General features: G+C 68.7%; 11 protein-coding genes. 7 read left to right on the top strand and 4 right to left on the bottom strand.

Annotation, left to right across the window (positions count from 1 at the left end; all coding sequences use genetic code 11):
* Positions 1-62 precede the first annotated feature (62 nt).
* Entirely contained in the window at positions 63-2,747 is a 2,685-nt protein-coding gene (locus tag HD597_RS64105; RefSeq protein ID WP_253760454.1) for a tetratricopeptide repeat protein, read from the top strand.
* A 376-nt stretch (positions 2,748-3,123) separates the two neighbouring features.
* A complete protein-coding gene (locus HD597_RS64100) occupies positions 3,124-4,146 on the top strand; it encodes a DUF4331 family protein (protein WP_253760451.1) in 1,023 nt (340 codons plus the stop codon).
* Here HD597_RS64100 and HD597_RS64095 read toward each other — a convergent pair.
* Positions 4,107-4,247 (bottom strand): hypothetical protein, encoded by a 141-nt coding sequence (locus HD597_RS64095; RefSeq protein WP_253760448.1) that lies wholly within the window; start codon positions 4,245-4,247, stop codon positions 4,107-4,109. The genes HD597_RS64100 and HD597_RS64095 overlap by 40 nt on opposite strands.
* A 189-nt stretch (positions 4,248-4,436) precedes the next feature.
* Here HD597_RS64095 and HD597_RS64090 point away from each other — a divergent pair, with 189 nt between their 5' ends.
* The 3 genes from HD597_RS64090 to HD597_RS64080 all read left to right on the top strand — a co-directional run bounded on the left by HD597_RS64090 (position 4,437) and on the right by HD597_RS64080 (position 8,899).
* Positions 4,437-6,365 carry a tetratricopeptide repeat protein gene (locus tag HD597_RS64090; protein ID WP_253760445.1) on the top strand — a complete coding sequence of 643 codons (1,929 nt, stop codon included), beginning with the start codon at positions 4,437-4,439 and terminating at the stop codon, positions 6,363-6,365.
* A 473-nt stretch (positions 6,366-6,838) separates the two neighbouring features.
* Positions 6,839-7,378, top strand: coding sequence for a hypothetical protein (locus HD597_RS64085; protein WP_253760442.1), 540 nt, complete (start codon positions 6,839-6,841; stop codon positions 7,376-7,378).
* 168 nt (positions 7,379-7,546) lie between these two features.
* Complete coding sequence (locus tag HD597_RS64080) at positions 7,547-8,899, top strand: Dyp-type peroxidase (protein WP_253760439.1); 1,353 nt, start codon at positions 7,547-7,549, stop codon at positions 8,897-8,899.
* Between the two features lie 1,253 nt (positions 8,900-10,152).
* Here the strand turns inward: HD597_RS64080 and HD597_RS64075 are convergent.
* On the bottom strand, positions 10,153-11,211 hold the full coding sequence (locus tag HD597_RS64075) for a catalase family protein (protein ID WP_253760437.1): 1,059 nt from the start codon (positions 11,209-11,211) through the stop codon (positions 10,153-10,155).
* Positions 11,212-11,640: 429 nt separating this feature from the next.
* Here HD597_RS64075 and HD597_RS64070 point away from each other — a divergent pair, with 429 nt between their 5' ends.
* A complete protein-coding gene (locus HD597_RS64070) occupies positions 11,641-12,318 on the top strand; it encodes a GAP family protein (protein ID WP_253760435.1) in 678 nt (225 codons plus the stop codon).
* 283 nt (positions 12,319-12,601) lie between these two features.
* Here the strand turns inward: HD597_RS64070 and HD597_RS64065 are convergent, their stop codons facing one another.
* A complete protein-coding gene (locus HD597_RS64065; protein ID WP_253760433.1) occupies positions 12,602-15,268 on the bottom strand; it encodes a hypothetical protein in 2,667 nt (888 codons plus the stop codon).
* A 380-nt stretch (positions 15,269-15,648) separates the two neighbouring features.
* Here HD597_RS64065 and HD597_RS64060 point away from each other — a divergent pair, with 380 nt between their 5' ends.
* Positions 15,649-15,864 (top strand): hypothetical protein, encoded by a 216-nt coding sequence (locus tag HD597_RS64060; RefSeq protein ID WP_253760487.1) that lies wholly within the window; start codon positions 15,649-15,651, stop codon positions 15,862-15,864.
* Here the strand turns inward: HD597_RS64060 and HD597_RS64055 are convergent.
* Positions 15,833-16,342 (bottom strand): hypothetical protein, encoded by a 510-nt coding sequence (locus HD597_RS64055; protein ID WP_253760430.1) that lies wholly within the window; start codon positions 16,340-16,342, stop codon positions 15,833-15,835. The genes HD597_RS64060 and HD597_RS64055 overlap by 32 nt on opposite strands.
* Positions 16,343-16,375: the final 33 nt, after the last annotated feature.

The raw sequence follows: 16,375 nt of genomic DNA, 5'->3' as shown, positions 1-16,375 counted from the left end.
AGGCAGGTCACGCGTTCGTCACTATCAGTCCGGATGCATGCGTTGGGGAGCATTCTGGAGGCATGTCGAGCGCGGGCGACAACACCGGCATCTCCTCCACCGGTGACCAGGCGAGGAACGTACAGCTCCAGGCCAAGACCTCAGCGCAGGGCTCGGTGTTTCAAGCGGCCGGCGACCTGTCCGTCCACCACGACTCTTCCAGCCTGCGCCGGCCCTTGCCCCGCGCCGAGAGCGTGCCGGTGCCAGCCGGGATGAACGGCCTGCCGCGACGTCCGGCCGCGGCCTTCGTCGGCCGCGACGCGGCCCTAACCTCCCTCCGCCAGGTGCTGGAGGGCAAGCCGGGAACAGGTGTGATCAGCCAGGCCGTACTCGGACTGGGCGGTGTCGGCAAGAGCGAGCTGGCGCTGCAGTACGCCCACCGCCACCGCCAGGACTACGAGCTGGTGTGGTGGATCGACGCCGACAGCCCCGACCTGATCCGCACCGGGCTGGCCGCCCTGGCCCAGGCACTGGCGTGTGGCATCGACTCGGTGGCCGCCGAGCAGGCCACCGTGGAAGAGGCCGCCGGCTGGGCGGTGGGCTGGCTGGCCGCCCATCCGGGCTGGCTGGTCATCTTCGACAACGTCGAGGAGGTCGCCGACGTCGAGCCGTACCTGGCCCGCCTGGCCCACGGCCATGTGCTGATCACCACCCGCCGCGACATCGGCTGGCAGCACCTGGACATCACCCCCGTCCGGCTGCAGTTGCTGTCCCGTCCGGCCGCGACCACCCTACTGGCCGGCCTGATCGGCCCGCCGGACGCCGCCAACACCGGCGCACTGGAGGACCTGGCCGAGCAACTGGGGGATCTGCCGCTGGCGCTGACCCAGGCCGGCGCCTACATCGCCCGCACCCCCCGCATGACCCTGACCCGATACCTGGACCTGCTGAAGAACATTCCGGCCCGCATGTACGCCACCACTACCCCCGCCGGCGGCGACACCGAACGCGTGGTGGCCAAAGTGCTCACCCTCAGCCACACCCGCATCCAGCAGATCAACCCCCTGGCCATCCGCGTGCTGAACCTGCTGGCCTGCTTCGCCCCCGACAACCTGCCCTGCTCGATCCTGGACCGCCTGCCCGAGACCCACCCCCTCCAGGTCGGCGAGGCGCTCGCGTTGCTGGCCTCCTACAGCCTGATCACCCTCACCCCCAGCCCCGCCGACCTTCAGCCCGGCGAGCCGGAGGACCTGGTCAGCGTGCACCGACTCATCCAGGCCGTCACCCTGCACCAGCTCACCCCCGACCAGCACAACCACAGCCGCCAGGCTGCTGCAGACCTGGTCCTGGCAGCCCTCCCCAGCGATCCGGACACGATCGACGCCTGGCCCGCCTATCGAGCACTTCTCCCGCACGCCCGCACCGTGCTGCCGCCCGGCTCCCCCGGCCTGTACCTGCTGGTTGACTACCTCGATGCCAGCGGTGACTACAGAAACGCCCTCCAGCTCCAGCAAGACATCTGCATCCACGCAGTGGCCGCGCTGGGCGCCGAGCACCCCGACACCCTGACCACCCGGCACGACCTCGCCGTCTTGACGGGGGAGGCGGGGGACGCGGCCGCCGCCCGCGACCAGCACGCCATCCTGCTCCCCATCGAAGAGCGCGTCCTGGGCGCCGAACACCCCCACACCCTGACCACCCGGCACGAAATCGCCTCCTGGACGGGGGAGGCGGGGGACGCGGCCGCCGCCCGCGACCAGCACGCCGCCCTGCTCCCCATCGAAGAGCGCGTCCTGGGCACCGAACACCCCGACACCCTGAACACCCGGCACGACCTCGCCTCCTGGACGGGGGAGGCGGGGGACGCAGCCGCCGCCCGCGACCAGTACGCCGCCCTGCTCCCCATCGAAGAGCGCGTCCTGGGCGCCGAACACCCCGACACCCTGACCACCCGGGCCAACCTCGCCCGCTGGACGGGGGCGGCGGGGGACGCAGCCGCCGCCCGCGACCAGTACGCCATCCTGCTCCCCATCGAAGAGCGCGTCCTGGGCACCGAACACCCCCACACCCTGAACACCCGGCACGACCTCGCCTCCTGGACGGGGGAGGCGGGGGACGCGGCCGCCGCCCGCGACCAACTCGCCGCCCTGCTCCCCATCGAAGAGCGCGTCCTGGGCGCCGAACACCCCCACACCCTGACCACCCGGCACGAAATCGCCTCCTGGACAGGGGAGGCGGGGGACGCGGCCACCGCCCGCGACCAACTCGCCGCCCTGCTCCCCCTCCGCGAGCGCGTCCTGGGCACCGAACACCCCCACACCCTGAACACCCGGCACGACCTCGCCTCCTGGACGGGGGAGGCGGGGGACGCGGCCGCCGCCCGCGACCAGCACGCCGCCCTGCTCCCCATCGAAGAGCGCGTCCTGGGCGCCGAACACCCCGACACCCTGACCACCCGGCACAACCTCGCCTCCTGGACGGGGGCGGCGGGGGACGCAGCCGCCGCCCGCGACCAGTACGCCATCCTGCTCCCCATCCGCGAGCGCGTCCTGGGCGCCGAACACCCCCACACCCTGACCACCCGGCACGAAATCGCCTCCTGGACGGGGGAGACGGGGGACGCGGCCGCCGCCCGCGACCAGCACGCCATCCTGCTCCCCACCGTCGAGCGCGTCCTGGGCACCGAACACCCCCACACCCTGACCACCCGGCACAACCTCGCCTACTGGACAGGGGAGGCGGAAGGGCCGGAGTCGGGTAGTGGGTGATAGGCGCTTCATTTAACGATCGTTTTCTGAAGAGATGCGGGCCTTGAGTGGCGCATCGCCGCGCGGCCGAGCACTGCTCTGGCAGCGGCAGACCGCGGTTCGCGCGTGTCCGCGCCACCGCACGCGGGCTGACGCGACCGACTGGTCGTAAGCCCCCGACGAACGCGCCAACAGCCCATGAACGCGAGGATGAGCTGAGCGACTCGCCGCCGGTGACCACCTCGCGCTCATTTCCGCAGGTGGGGCTTAACCTGCAGAAACAGGATCAAGCGCAGATCAACTCATCCACCTGTCCGCGGACGTGACCGCGCGACGGGCACGGTCTCTGGACCGTCCCCACCGGTGCCGGGTGAGCCAGCCAGGAAAGGGCCATGACATGTCCAACCACTTCACCGGCCTCAGCCTCGGGCCGCCCCTCGGCGACCAGCGTCTCGACCTGTGCGACCTCTACGCCTTCACGGCACCCGGCGATCCGGGCAGGACCGCCATCATCCTCAACGCCAACCCGCCCGCGGACGCCCTGCACCCCGACGCCGTCTACCGCCTGAACATCGACAACGACGGCGACTACCTGACCGACATCGCCTTCAGCTGGGTCTTCAGCCCACCGGCCGCCGACGGCTCCCAGACCTACAGCGTCTTCATGGCGACCGGCGAGCAGGCCCGCAAGCCCGAGCCGACCGGCAACAAGATCGTGTCGGACGCCGCCGTCTCCTTCGGCCCCCAGGCCAACGTAGTCACCAGCGGCGACTACCAGGTGGCCGCCGGCAGCCGCAGCGACGCCTTCTTCTTCGACAACGACGGCATCACCAACCTGTTCGACACCAGCGGCAAGCGGAACTTCACCGCCCCCCATCTGGGCGGGAAGTCCCCGTGGACCGGCGTCGACTCCAACCTCACGGCCAACGTCTTCTCCATGGCCATCGAAGCGCCGACCGCAGACCTGGCACCCCAGCCCGAACTGCACATCTGGGGCCGCTGCAGCCTCCGGCGCGACGGCAAGCTCATCCACGCCGACCGCGCCGGACACCCATCCATGAGCAGCTTCTTCAACACCAACGACACCAAAGAGGACTACAACGCCAGCGAACCGGTCAACGACCGCGACACCTGGACCGACCAGTTCGTCCACCTGCTGGGCCACACCGGCGGATACTCACGCGAGGAGGCCATCGCCGCCATCGACGAGCACGGCCTCCTGCCGGACGTGCTGCACTTCGACCCGTCCAAGCCGGCCGCCTACCCCAACGGCCGGACCTTCGTCGAGGACGTCATCAACATCCGCGTCGCGCTCCTCACCAAGAACGAAGCCCCGCCCACCGGCCTGCGGCCACACACCGACACCCTGGACCGGTTCCCCTACCTCGGCAACCCGCACCCGGCGACCACGCGAGCCTGATCGAACGGTGCCTGCTTGGGCTTCAGCTTCTCCAGCTCGACGGCGATCTCTTCCAAGACCTTGGCACGGTTGGCAGCGATCTCACGCAGTTCCGCGAGCACCGCCCTCTCCTCGGGCCTGACCTTGGATTCCTTGCCGCTCTGCCGCACACCGGTCTCCGCGAAGATCCGGCTGCGCTGCCGATCGAAGCCGGCCCGCCACGAGGAATGTGTCGGAGGTGTGGCCTTGGGCAGGTCACGCGTTCGTCACTATCAGTCCGGATGCATGCGGTTCGGGAGCATTCTGGAGGCATGTCGAGCGCGGGCGACAACACCGGCATCTCCTCCACCGGTGACCAGGCGAGGAACATCCAGCTACAGGCCAAGAGCTCGGGGCAGAGCCCCATGCATCAAGCAGCCGGCGACCTGTCCATCCACCACGACTCTTCCAGCCTGCGCCGGCCCTTACCGCACGCCGAGAGCGTGCCGGTGCCAGCCGGGATGAACGGCCTGCCACGCCGTCCGGCCGCGGCCTTCGTCGGCCGCGACCCGGCCCTGACCGCCCTGCACCAGGTGCTGGAGGACAAGCCGGGAACAGGTGTGATCAGCCAGGCCGTACTCGGACTGGGCGGCGTCGGCAAAAGCGAACTGGCGCTGCAGTACGCCCACCGCCACCGCCAGGACTACGAGCTGGTGTGGTGGATCGACGCCGACAGCCCCGACCTGATCCGCACCGGACTCGCCGCCCTGGCCCAAGCGCTGACGTGCGGAATCGACTCGGTCGCCGCCGAGCAGGCCACCGTAGAGGAAGCCGCCGCCTGGGCGCTGAGCTGGCTGGCCGCCCACCCCGGCTGGCTGGTCATCTTCGACAACGTCGAAGAGGTCGCCGACGTCGAGCCGTACCTGGCCCGCCTGGTCCACGGCCACGTGCTGATCACCACCCGCCGCGACATCGGCTGGCAGCACCTCGACATCACCCCCATCCGGCTGGAACTGCTGTCCCGCCCGGCCGCGACCACCCTGCTGGCCGGCCTGATCGGCCCTCCGGACTCCGCCAACGCCCGCGCGCTGAACGAGCTGGCCGAACAGCTGGGGGATCTGCCGCTGGCCCTGACCCAGGCCGGCGCCTACATCGCCCGCACCCCCCGCATGACCCTGACCCGATATCTGGAACTGCTCAAGGACGTCCCGGCCCGCTTGTACGCCACCGCCACCCCCGCCGGCGGCGACACCGAACGGGTGGTGGCCAAGGTGCTCACCCTCAGCCACGCCCGCATCCACGAGATCAACCCGCTGGCCATCCGCATGCTCAACCTGCTGGCCTGCTACGCCCCCGACAACCTGCCCTGCTCCATCCTGGACACCCTGCCGGACACCGACCCCCTCCAGGTCGGCGAAGCACTCGCGCTGCTGGCCTCCTACAGCCTGATCACCCTCACACCCAGCCCCACCGACCTCACGCCCGGCGAACCGGAGGACCTGGTCAGCGTGCACCGGCTCATCCAGGCCGTCACCCTGCACCAGCTCACCCCCGACCAGCGCGACCACAACCGTCACGCCGCTGCGGAGCTGATCCTGGCCGCCCTCCCCGACAATCCGGGCACGATCGATGCCTGGCCCGCCTATCGAGCACTCCTCCCGCACGCCCGCAACGTGCTGCCGCCCGGCTCCCCCGGCCTGTACCTGCTGGTTGAATATCTCGGTGCCAGCGGTGACTACAGCACCGCGGTCCAACTCCAGCAGGACCGCTGCGCCCACACAGTGGCGACGCTGGGTGCCGAGCACCCGGCCACCTTGACCACCCGGCACAACCTCGCCTACTGGATGGGGGAAGCGGGGGACGCGGAAGCCGCCCGCGACCAACTCACCGCGCTGCTTCCCATCGTCGAGCGCGTCCTGGGCGCCGACCACCCCGACACCCTGACCGCCAGGCACGAAATCGCCTCCTGGACGGGAAACGCGGGGGACGCGGCCGCCGCCCGCGACCAGTACGCCGCCCTACTCCCCACCCGCCAGCGCGTCCAGGGCGCCGACCACCCCAACACCCTGACCACCCGGCACAACCTCGCCTCCTGGACGGGGGAGGCAGGGGACGCGACCGCCGCCCGCGACCAGTACGCCGCCCTGCTCCCCATCCGCGAACGCGTCCAGGGCGCCGACCACCCCAACACCCTGACCACCCGGCACAACCTCGCCTCCTGGACGGGGGAGGCGGAGGGAATGGAGCCGGATAGCGGGTGATGATCTTCAATTAACGATCGTTAGACGAAGGCAGCTCACCGATCTCCTGCGGGTATCCGTTAGGGGAACGCTCACCGGACAACCGCGATCGGCCCTCGGGCGAGATCTCGACCTGCGGCGACGCCGTCTCAGATGGGTAGTCCGCGAAAGTGTCCGGTGACCGGGGGCTAAACGATGCAGTCGGCGGATGGGGAGGCGGCCGTTGGCGGTGTCGCCGCCAGCGCCGTCGTGGACCGTCGATGTTGTCGCGGCCGAGGGTGCCGCTATGGCCCCGGAATCGGTACGGATCGGCTCCCGCTGCTTGACCCGTCTTTTCCGCGTGGCTGGTTGGGTGCGGTCAAAAATAGGAGGTCAGGGCGATGGCGTCTCATGCGTGAGCGTCTGGTGCCCCTGGTGTGGATCTGTGGCAGGAGAGACTCATGATGGCTGGGATGCCAGACTCGACCCCATCGGCTCAGCCGGAGCGTCCGGGTATGAGGGATGGGGTGTGCAGCGAATTCACCGTCTTCTCCAAGATCAAGCCGGGGCATGCGGATGCGCTGCGTGCGGATCTCGCCGCGCTCGCCGGCGGGTCGTCTGACGTGGAGGCCCGTGCGGCGCTGCGCCAGATCGGCACCCTGCACGACGCACGCCACGTGATATTCGACAACGACACCCGGCACATGTTCGCCAGCGTCTTCGACGGCTCCTGGGACACCTACATCGACGACTTCGGCAAGACAGCAGTCGGGGCCCGCTTCGACAAGGTCTTCTCGCACACCGAAGGGTTTCCTGGCGTCACCGATCCGGGGGTGAAGGACTGGTTCCTCGCCCGGCAGGCGCCTGCGGGGGTCTTCGTCAGCTCCTATCCCGATCTGACCGTTCAGCAGATCTGGAAGGACCAGCGCGTGAACGCGGCGTTCCAGGCAGTGCTGGACACCCCCGAGTTCCGGGCGGCGCTGGATAACCCGGCGAACGCCGAGCTGCTGGCCACGCCCGCCTTCCAGAAACTGATGGAGGAAGCCGCAGGCTGATGCCTTGAAGACGAGTTCCCGGGCCCGGGCCAACGTCGCGGCGGGAGTGACGCGGGCAGCCGCACAAGTGGCACAACGCCGCGGCGGCGAGTTCCGGGCGCGTCATAGGCCGCGTCGGTGGGAGCGGGCCGGCGGGTTGTCCGGTGAGGCGTGGAGGCACAAGCGATCATGAACGTGGTGGCGAGCACGGGCGGAGCCGGTGTGCGCATCGAGGTCGACGACATCCAGAGCGGGGCGTTGCATCCCCGGCCCATGCCGTACGTGGGCAGGTTCGTTTTCCTGCGCGTGGATGACCGTCATGCCGGGCGTTCGTTGCTGCGCCGGCTGCTGCCGGCGGTCGAGGGTGGTTTCGCCAGCGTGGATCCGAGCCGGGATGCCTGGGTGGCGGTGGCGTTCACCTACCAGGGGCTGCGGGCGCTGGGGGTGCCGCAGGAGTCGCTGGACAGCTTTCCGCTGGCGTTTCGCCAGGGCATGGCCGCGCGTGCGGCCCTGATCGGTGACGTGGGCGAGAGCGCGCCGGACCACTGGGAGCCGCCGTTCGGGACGGGTGAGGTGCATATCGCGTTGAGCGCCCTGTCTCCCGATGTGGGGCGGCTGGAGAAGGCTCTGGAACGGGCCCGCGTCGCCTACCAGGACACACCTGGCGTCCAGGTGATCTGGCGGCAGGAGGTCCGCCAGCTCCCGACCGGGCGTACCACCTTCGGCTTCCGCGACGGCATCAGCCATCCGAACATCGAGGGCCTCGGGCTGCCCGGCTCCAACCCCCGGGAAGCCCCCCTCAAGGCGGGCGAGTTCATTCTCGGCTACCCCGACGAAACCGGCAATCTGCCGCCCATGCCCAGCCCCGACATGCTGGGCCGCAACGGGACCTACGCCGCCGTGCGCAAGATCCACACCAAGGTGGCGGCCTGGCGCCGGTACCTGCGCGCGAACACCTCCAGCGCCCAGGAAGAGACGCTTCTGGCGGCCAAGATGGTCGGACGCTGGCCCAGCGGGGCGCCGTTGACGCTGAGCCCGGAGCGCGACGATCCGGAGCTGGGCGCCGACCCGCGCCGCAACAACGACTTCCTGTACCGGGAGCACGACGATCGAGGCTTCCGGTGCCCTGCCGGCGCGCACATCCGGCGCACCAACCCCCGCGATGCCACCATCATCGGCGACGCACGGATGCACCGCCTCATCCGCCGCGGCACCAGCTACGGCCCGCCGTTGCCGGGGGGCGTTGTGGAAGACGACGGCGCCGACCGAGGCCTGATCGGCGTCTTCATCGGAGCCCATATCGAGCGGCAATTTGAATTCATCAAGGCCGAGTGGGTCAACGACGGCAACTTCATCGGCTTCCCCGGCGAGCAGGACCCGATAGCCGGGCATCACGGCGGAACCGGCAGCGTCACCATCCCGGAGCAGCCGATCCGGCGCCGTCTGCAGAACCTGCCCAGCTTCGTGGTCACCCGAGGCGGCGAGTACTGCTTCGTGCCCGGTCTGCGCGCCCTGCGCTGGCTGGCCGAACAGGAGGACTGAGAGCCTGTCCTACCTTTGCTGGTGGTGTTTCCACTGTTTCTGGAGTTTCCTCGACCTCGATTGCGGCATCCCACCGGTAGGTCGCCCGCGTGCGTTGAAACATCTCCCTGACCCACCGAAGCAGCCACATCAGACAGCGCCGGCCCGACATGTGACGGCAGCGCCGCGAGTGTAACCGTTACCAGCCAGACGGCCACGACGGCGGGACGGGCCATCCGCCTCCTACCACTTGCCACGTGCGCTCCATCCCCCCGTGTGAACATCAGTCCCCTCCCATGACCGTCAATACGACAACCCCCTTCCGGTTTTAACGTATTGAGGTGGTCTGAGACCCGTTCGCCAAATTCCCACCGCTCTCCGTGTTGCTACTTCCCGTGGAACCGTTCACGTTCTCGACGTTCCCGCTGTTAATGGGATCCCCTACGCTGTGATAATTCCCGCTGTTGGTGGAGTTCCCACTGTTTTCCGCCCCGTTGACGCACTTCACAGGAGAATGAGGAGCCGGAGAGTTGTAGCTGATCAGGCGGTTGCCGCAGAAGACGCCCGGGAGCATCCTGATCAATGTTCCTAGATCTGCTCCCACCAGTCGCGCGGGCAGGGAGCTCTCACGAGGCGACGCAGCAGCCGATGCACCGGCGACCCCACCTAGCGTCCCGCAAACCACGGCGGTGACCAAAGCGGCCCGCGCCAACATTCTCATCGCACCCTCCGCACGCCACTATCCGACTGTCGGTAACATACTGAAGTGATCTCAGCGAATTTCTGGTAGCCAGTTGTGTTCGAAATGAGTGAGGACAAGGGCCGCGCGGGCGATGTCGCCGATTGTGCTGGGGCTGGCGGTGATGTGCTGGAGGATTCGCCAACGGCCTTTGAGGGCCCGAAACGCCACCGCCGGCGTCCCGGAAATCCGCAATCGTCTGAATTATTTCTCTGAGATCACCTCACTCAACTCATAGAGAAGACGCCGGATGCCGCGCTACGTGTCACGCGTTTCATTGGACGAGTCGACGGGCAACCTTTCGTGCATCGAGTCCGCTAACCTCAGCTATTCCAACGAACAGAAACTGTGCTCCAGAACATCAGAAGAGGTGCCCTGGCCCTGTAAGTGCCGCGGCACAGGAACGCCATCCGCGTGTGGTATTCGCTGATCATGTCTGCGACAACGGGGTACGGCCATACCGGTGCAGTTCCTCAGCGATCAGAAAGCGGCCACCTAGGCAGTACGGTGCCCCGGAGGTCGTCCGGCTCCACGGTCACGGCGACACCTCATCAGCGCCGTGTGGCTCCCGGCGCTGCTGATGGTTGAGCCGGTGGCGTTGCAGCGAGGAGCGGCGGTAGACCTCCTTGCGCGCTCGCATGATCTCGCCGAGCGGGGCGTGTTCGGCCGTGACCCGCCACGGGGTGAAGGAGAGCGCGTCCATCTTCGCAAGGGTTTCCTCATCCGAGATGTCCTGCTGCGGCAGGCGCAGCTTGGCGACCGTGACGAACGGCGACAGCCGCTCGGGCCACTCCACGGTGAGGTCTTCCACCGGCATGCGCTCCAGGTCGGCGCAGAGCTGGACCTGGATGTCGAACGCGAAAGGCCGGGCTCTCAGCTCGGCCACCAGAGCCGGCCGGAACACCTCCTCCGCCGACGTCGGGTCGATGGCGCGGTGGACCACCGCGGCGGCACAGGCGGGGTCGGGCATAAGGCGCACCTTGGCGATGTAGTCGCCGTGCCGGACCGCGCCCATCGTCCAGTAGGCCGACAGCAGCACGTTCACCAGCGGCCGCGCCGCCACCGTGAGGAAGGCCAGGAACTCCTCCCACGCCCACGCCTCGGGTTCCAGGCTGCCCTTGCCGGTCACGAACTCGCGGTAGAAGCGATGCCGCCCGGGCGCGCCCTGAGCGAAGTACTCCGGCGCGTCCAGGAACAGCTCCTGGATGAACAGATAGTGCTTGACGGTGTTGCAGAAGAAGACCGGCGCGTTGATGAGGGCGTAGTCGAAGGTGCCGGTGTCGGGCTCGTCCTCCAGCAGGGTCGGCCCCGGGATGCCGAACAGCTTCAACGCCAGCCCGGTCGCGCGGCCGAGCCGCGCGTCGGCGCCCGCGTGCGGCGAGCCGTTGGAGAAGCGCACGAGCGCGTCATGCCGCCCTGGCGTGGCGTAGATGCCTTGCGCGTACTCCGCTGGGAGCCGGTCGAGGATCTCGACCTCGCCCCGGACGAGCCCGTACCCCTTGGCGTGCGCGTCACGGACCGCCAGGCCGGTGCCCTCGGCATCGACCGATTCGGCGATGAACCGCTCGGTCTTGGCGATCACCGTCTGCAGCATCTCGTCAAAGCCCGGAGAGACGGCTTCGACATCCGGCGTGTAGGGAATGAATCGCGATGGCATGCGCTCGACCAGCTCCGCTTGCCTGCCGCTCACTGCGGGACAACACCGTCGACGCAGACCCGGGGGCGGCAGGATCACACATATTCCCAGGTCACAGCTCAGCGTAGGCAGGCCGTGGGCCGAACGCGGACTCGAAGACAGCCATGCGGTGGTCAAATTGTCAGCGGATCGCCAAAGAATCGCTCATTCATGCCCCCGGGGAACCCGCCGCGCGTTGGCACAACGACTCGCCGCCGGATGGGGACCGCCCAGGGTGCGATGCGCCGGGTGAGACGATGGCAGGGAAGGGCTCCCCAGGCAGGTCAGCGGGTCAGGTCCGCAGTGCCGTGCCGACCAGGTCATCCCGACCGGCACATGGAGACCGTCATGGGTAAAGCTCTCGGGGACATCCTGGGTCTGGCCGCCGGCGTCGCGGTCAGCCCGCTCCCGATCGTCGCGATCATCCTCGTTCTGGCCACACCGCAAGGACGTCTCAACGGACCGCTGTTCACCCTCGGCTGGGTGGCAGGACTGTCGGCGCTGGGCGGCGTGATGCTGGCGATCGGCGGAGCGGGGGGCTCTTCCGCCCACCAACAGCCGGCCACCTGGGTGGGAGTGCTCAAGCTGATCCTGGGCATCCTGCTCGTCCTGGTCGGCATCCGGCAATGGCGACACCGTCCCGCCGGCGCCTCGCAGGCCGAACTGCCGAAGTGGATGGCCGCGATCGACCGCTTCAGCCCGGTCAAGGTCCTCGGCCTCGGGATCGCCCTGTCTGCGGCCAACCTCAAGAACGCCCCGCTGACCCTCGCCGCCGCCGCCTCAATCGGTTCCTCCGGCCTGGCGACCGGACAGCAGATCGCCTCACTGGCCATCTTCGTGATCATCGGCTCTCTCGGGATCCTGGCCCCGCTCGCCGTCTTCCTGTTCCTGGGCGATCGTGCCAGGAACGTGCTCGGCGGGTGGAAGGATCGGGCGGCACAGCACAACATCGCCGTCATGGCCGCCCTGTTCTTCGTGCTCGGGCTGAAACTGCTCGGCGACGGCCTCGGCATCCTCACCTCCTGAAGTCGGCGCCAACCAGGCGGGAGGGGCGGCCTGCGACGAAAGGCAACCCCTTGCCGTACCGGTGCACGTGCTGCGACTGCGCTGGTGGCCGGATGCGGCCACTGAAGGGCGCCGCCCGCATCGGTGACACCTCAAGTTCAACGAGACAGGACACTGTGCCGCCAACGCCTGGTGCGCAGCCAAGCTGATCTGAGAGCCGAGCGCTGGTCCAAATGTCATTCGTGATCGGAGCAACGGCCGAGAGTGACGAGCGCTCCCGACGGGGCGTGTTGTGCGGGGGTTGTCAGGCGTGGTCGTGGAGCTGGGTGCGGGTGGTTTCGGCTTGTTCGGCAATGGTGGCCAGCACCGGTGCCGGTACGTCTTTGTCGCGGAAGGCGTCGACGAGCAGGTCCAGGACGATGTCGGCTTGTTTGAGGTCGCCGGCGCGGGCATGGGCGCGGGCCAAACGGCGCATGGTCTCGTTCAGGGTGATGTTGTCGACGCCGGCGTCGGTGGTGGGGTCGAGGGTGATTTCCACGACGGTGCCGAGTTGTTCGATGCTGGTGTCAGTGTCGGCGGTGCGGACTTCGACGCCGCCTGCGGTGAGGGTAAGGAAGTGGCGTCCGGCGTTGGTGCCCTTGGCCATCCGCGCGTACACGGCCAGCGGGTGGCCGGGGTGGTCGGCGATGAGCTGGTCGAGGGCGGCGTTGCCAGCGGCGAGCTGGGGTGCGTCGGAGCCGAGCAGGGTCAGGAGTATGCCCTGCTGCTCACCCATCAGCAGGTCGCCGGCGGCCTTATCGTTCTCATCGGCCGGCGGGCTGATCTGGAGGGTGTGGTCGGGGGAAGTGACGGTGGAGCCGTCGGGGGCGTGGTAGCGGGCCTGCAGGGTGTAGGTGCCGGGCTGGTCGAAGGTGAGACCACCGGCGCCGAAGCCGATGTAGACGCTGTCGTACAGGGCGGGGGTGCCAGCATCCAGAGTGACACGCTGGGAGGCGCCGCAGGTGCGGGCGATAGGGGCGAAGGGGCCGGTGCGGCCGGCCGGGTCGGTGACCAGCAGGGCGAGGCAGTTGCCGCCCGGCCTGAGGTCGGCGCTGGCCTGCGCCGACGGCGTGCTGCCGTCCAGGGACAGTTTGATCTCGGCGGTGACGGGTTCGCCGTGGGAGTAGGCGGCCTTGCTCGACACCTCCAGGCGCAGCCCGGACTCGCTGGGCGCGGGCGCGGCGTAGGCAAGGGAGCCTTGGTGGGCGGAGTTGGTCGCCCAGGCGTCGCCGCCCATGACGACGTGCCGGTAGAAGCCGTGCCGGATGTGCCGCAGCTCGCGGGCGGTGAACGTCCAGGTGAACGCGTCGTAGAAGGCGGCTTCGCGGTCCCCTTCCTGACCGTTCGGCCCGCCCCAGTACTCATCGGCGTAGTTCATGAACGACAGGTCGCCGTGACCCTGCAGCGGTCCCAGCTGCGACGGCGGCTGCTTCTCCCAGGAGTGGAGCAGGTTGAGGGCGTGGCCGATCTCGTGGATCCAGCTGAACAGGCCCTCGCGCTTGCCGGTGTAGCCGAACTCCTTCGCGGCCTCGTAGAAGATGGCCAGGCCCTGACGCTGGTAGCTTTCTCCGAGGTAGTCGAACATGACGCCGTCGGTTGAGGGACTCGTGTAGCGGTTGGCGATGAAGCCCCACAGCTTCCACTGCTGGACGTCGCGGTGGAGACTGAACTGGCTGACCATCGCGGCGTGCAACTCGGCCGCCGACCACAGCAGGTCCGCGCCTGTCCCGGCCAGGGGCACCTCGTTGGGGACGCCCGCGGTGCGTAGTTCGACGCCTGCGTCGGCGAACGCCGCCTGAGCCGTCATGATCCGCTTGGCCAGTCCGGGCGGGCGCGGATGGTCGGTGGTGACGTACGGGGTGACCGGCTCGGTGCCCGCCACGTAGTCGACCTCGAAGTCGATGCTCCGCAGGAACCGGGAGACGTAGGAGCAGGTGAAAGTAGTGGGGTTCGATCCGTCGGGCGCGCTGCGGGTCAGGGTGGCGGTGCCGCCGGGCGCGAGCTTGTCCACCTCCACCGACACCATCGTCCTGCCGGTCGGGGTGGCGTACTCTGCGATGCCTTCGATGATTGCGGGCAGCTCGGCCGCTTCCTCGCCGTCCAGGACGAAGGAGTTGTAGTACTCCCCGTCGGAGACGGTGAACAGGTCACCGGAGACCACCGGCAGCTCGCCCTCCAGGTCGACGCGCAGATCGACCCGTACGTCGTCGGCCACGCCGGAGAAGCGCCCGGCGGCGGGCAGCCGGGGTTTCTGGAAGTCGGCGGGCAGGGCGGCCAGACCAGCCATCACCTCACCCCAAGTACCCACGGCTATGGGGCCCTTGTCCCAGTCGAAGTCCATCGCCTTCTCGCCCTTGATGAACAAGGTCCGCTGCACCCCGCCGGGCATGCACATGACGGCGTGATCGAAGTCGCCGCTCATGTCCGCGGGCAGTTTCTTCCACCCGGCGCCCTCCATGCCCGACAGCGGGCCCTGATAGCCCACGCCCTGACCCCACATGATGAGTGCGCACTGATCGCCCTTGATCAGCAGGGTGCGGCGTGTGGTGTAGAGGGCGGGTAACTGCACGGCGACGTCGAGGTCGCTGCGGAATGCGGCCGGGATGTAAGGCCCGACGCCCGGGTAGCTGGTGATCGGCCCCTGGTAGAGGACTTTTTTGTTCCAGTCCTGCTCCAGGCACTGGTCGCCGGCCAGGAAGAGCGTGGAGCCTTGGTTCAGGCGGATGAGGCCGTCGCTGCAGCTGGCGAACGGCTCAGGCAAAGTGGCGAACGCCCCGTCGAAGGCTTGTGCCAGCGGCTTGCGCCACTGCAGAGCCTTCGTGTCAACCAGCGCGGCGTCATCACCGCGTAGGAACCACATCGTCCATGGGGTGTTTAGCGTCGTGGTGATGACCGCGGAGAATCCGGTGGTCTTGCTGCGCAAAAATCCCATCGCACGCCCTCCCCTGGGCCCGGAAGGGCCCACGCCGATGACGCTAAGAGACCATCTCAATACAGACAATCAGCACACATTGTCAGGCCAGGCCGAAACAAACCGAACGACGTTCACTTTCCATTGCGGTCCGCCCCAATATCTTTCTGCTTCCCCCGCCACGACGAAGGGCCGCCTGACCGCCGTCTCGACCTGGCGCGCAGCAACCGGGTCCGCGATCGAAACGAAGCCGCAAGACGGCCGCCCGGGCCGTCAAGCGACACCGCCGGCCGCCCTCGCACCTCTTCTCGCCGCGCAAAGAGGCCATCCGAAATCGGCGCTACCCGCTGGCCGCATCCGGCCACACCCGACGCCCGGCCATGGGCGCCAGAGCAGCGCCGGTGGCAAGGTGGACGACCGCGAGCGCTGCGTTCTTCGCCCGGCGCGCCGAGTTCCACGGCTACATCGACGGCAACCGCGCCCAGATCCCCAACTACGGCGAACGCCACCGCCGCGGCGAACCGATCTCCAGCGCCACCGCCGAGTCCACGGTCAACCAAGTCATCAGCCGCCGCATGGTCAAGATCACGCGGAAGGGCTGGTCCGTCGTACGGTGATCGTTCCACCCACGAGACGACCAGCGGCGGCTACGTCGGCCAGACGGGCATAGAGCTCCTCCGCCGTGGCTGGCGCTCTATGAAGGTCAAGACCGGCACCCGCCATCAGCACGCACGAGCCCTGATCCGTGACGGCGGCCCGCCAGGACTCGTCAGGCCCAAGCGTGCCGTCAAAGACCAGCTCGGCGGTGGGGCTGAGCACCCGCAATCCATCCAGGCCGTCCAGCTCGGCGGCCCAGCCAGGCGCGGCCGGCGGCTGCAAAGTGAGCACGGCCACCAGATGCAGGCCATGGACCAGCAGCCAGGAGGCCAGGCCGTCCACCCGGTCGCCGGCCACCCGGTCACCCTCGCCAATGGACACCCTGGAGACAGGCTCCAGCAGCAGGACGGGGAAGGGCAGCCACGCCGCGACCACCCGGCTCGTTGTCGGCTCTTCCTCGGCGATGAGCCGGGCCTGCAAGCCGGGGATGTCGAACACGGCGCTCGGGGCGCACCACGGTGAGTCAACCGG

The organism is Nonomuraea thailandensis (assembly GCF_024172165.1).
Classification (GTDB): Bacteria; Actinomycetota; Actinomycetes; order Streptosporangiales; family Streptosporangiaceae; genus Nonomuraea; species Nonomuraea thailandensis.
The sequence above is the reverse complement of the archived record's forward strand: the minus strand, read 5'-3'. Positions and strand labels throughout refer to the sequence as shown.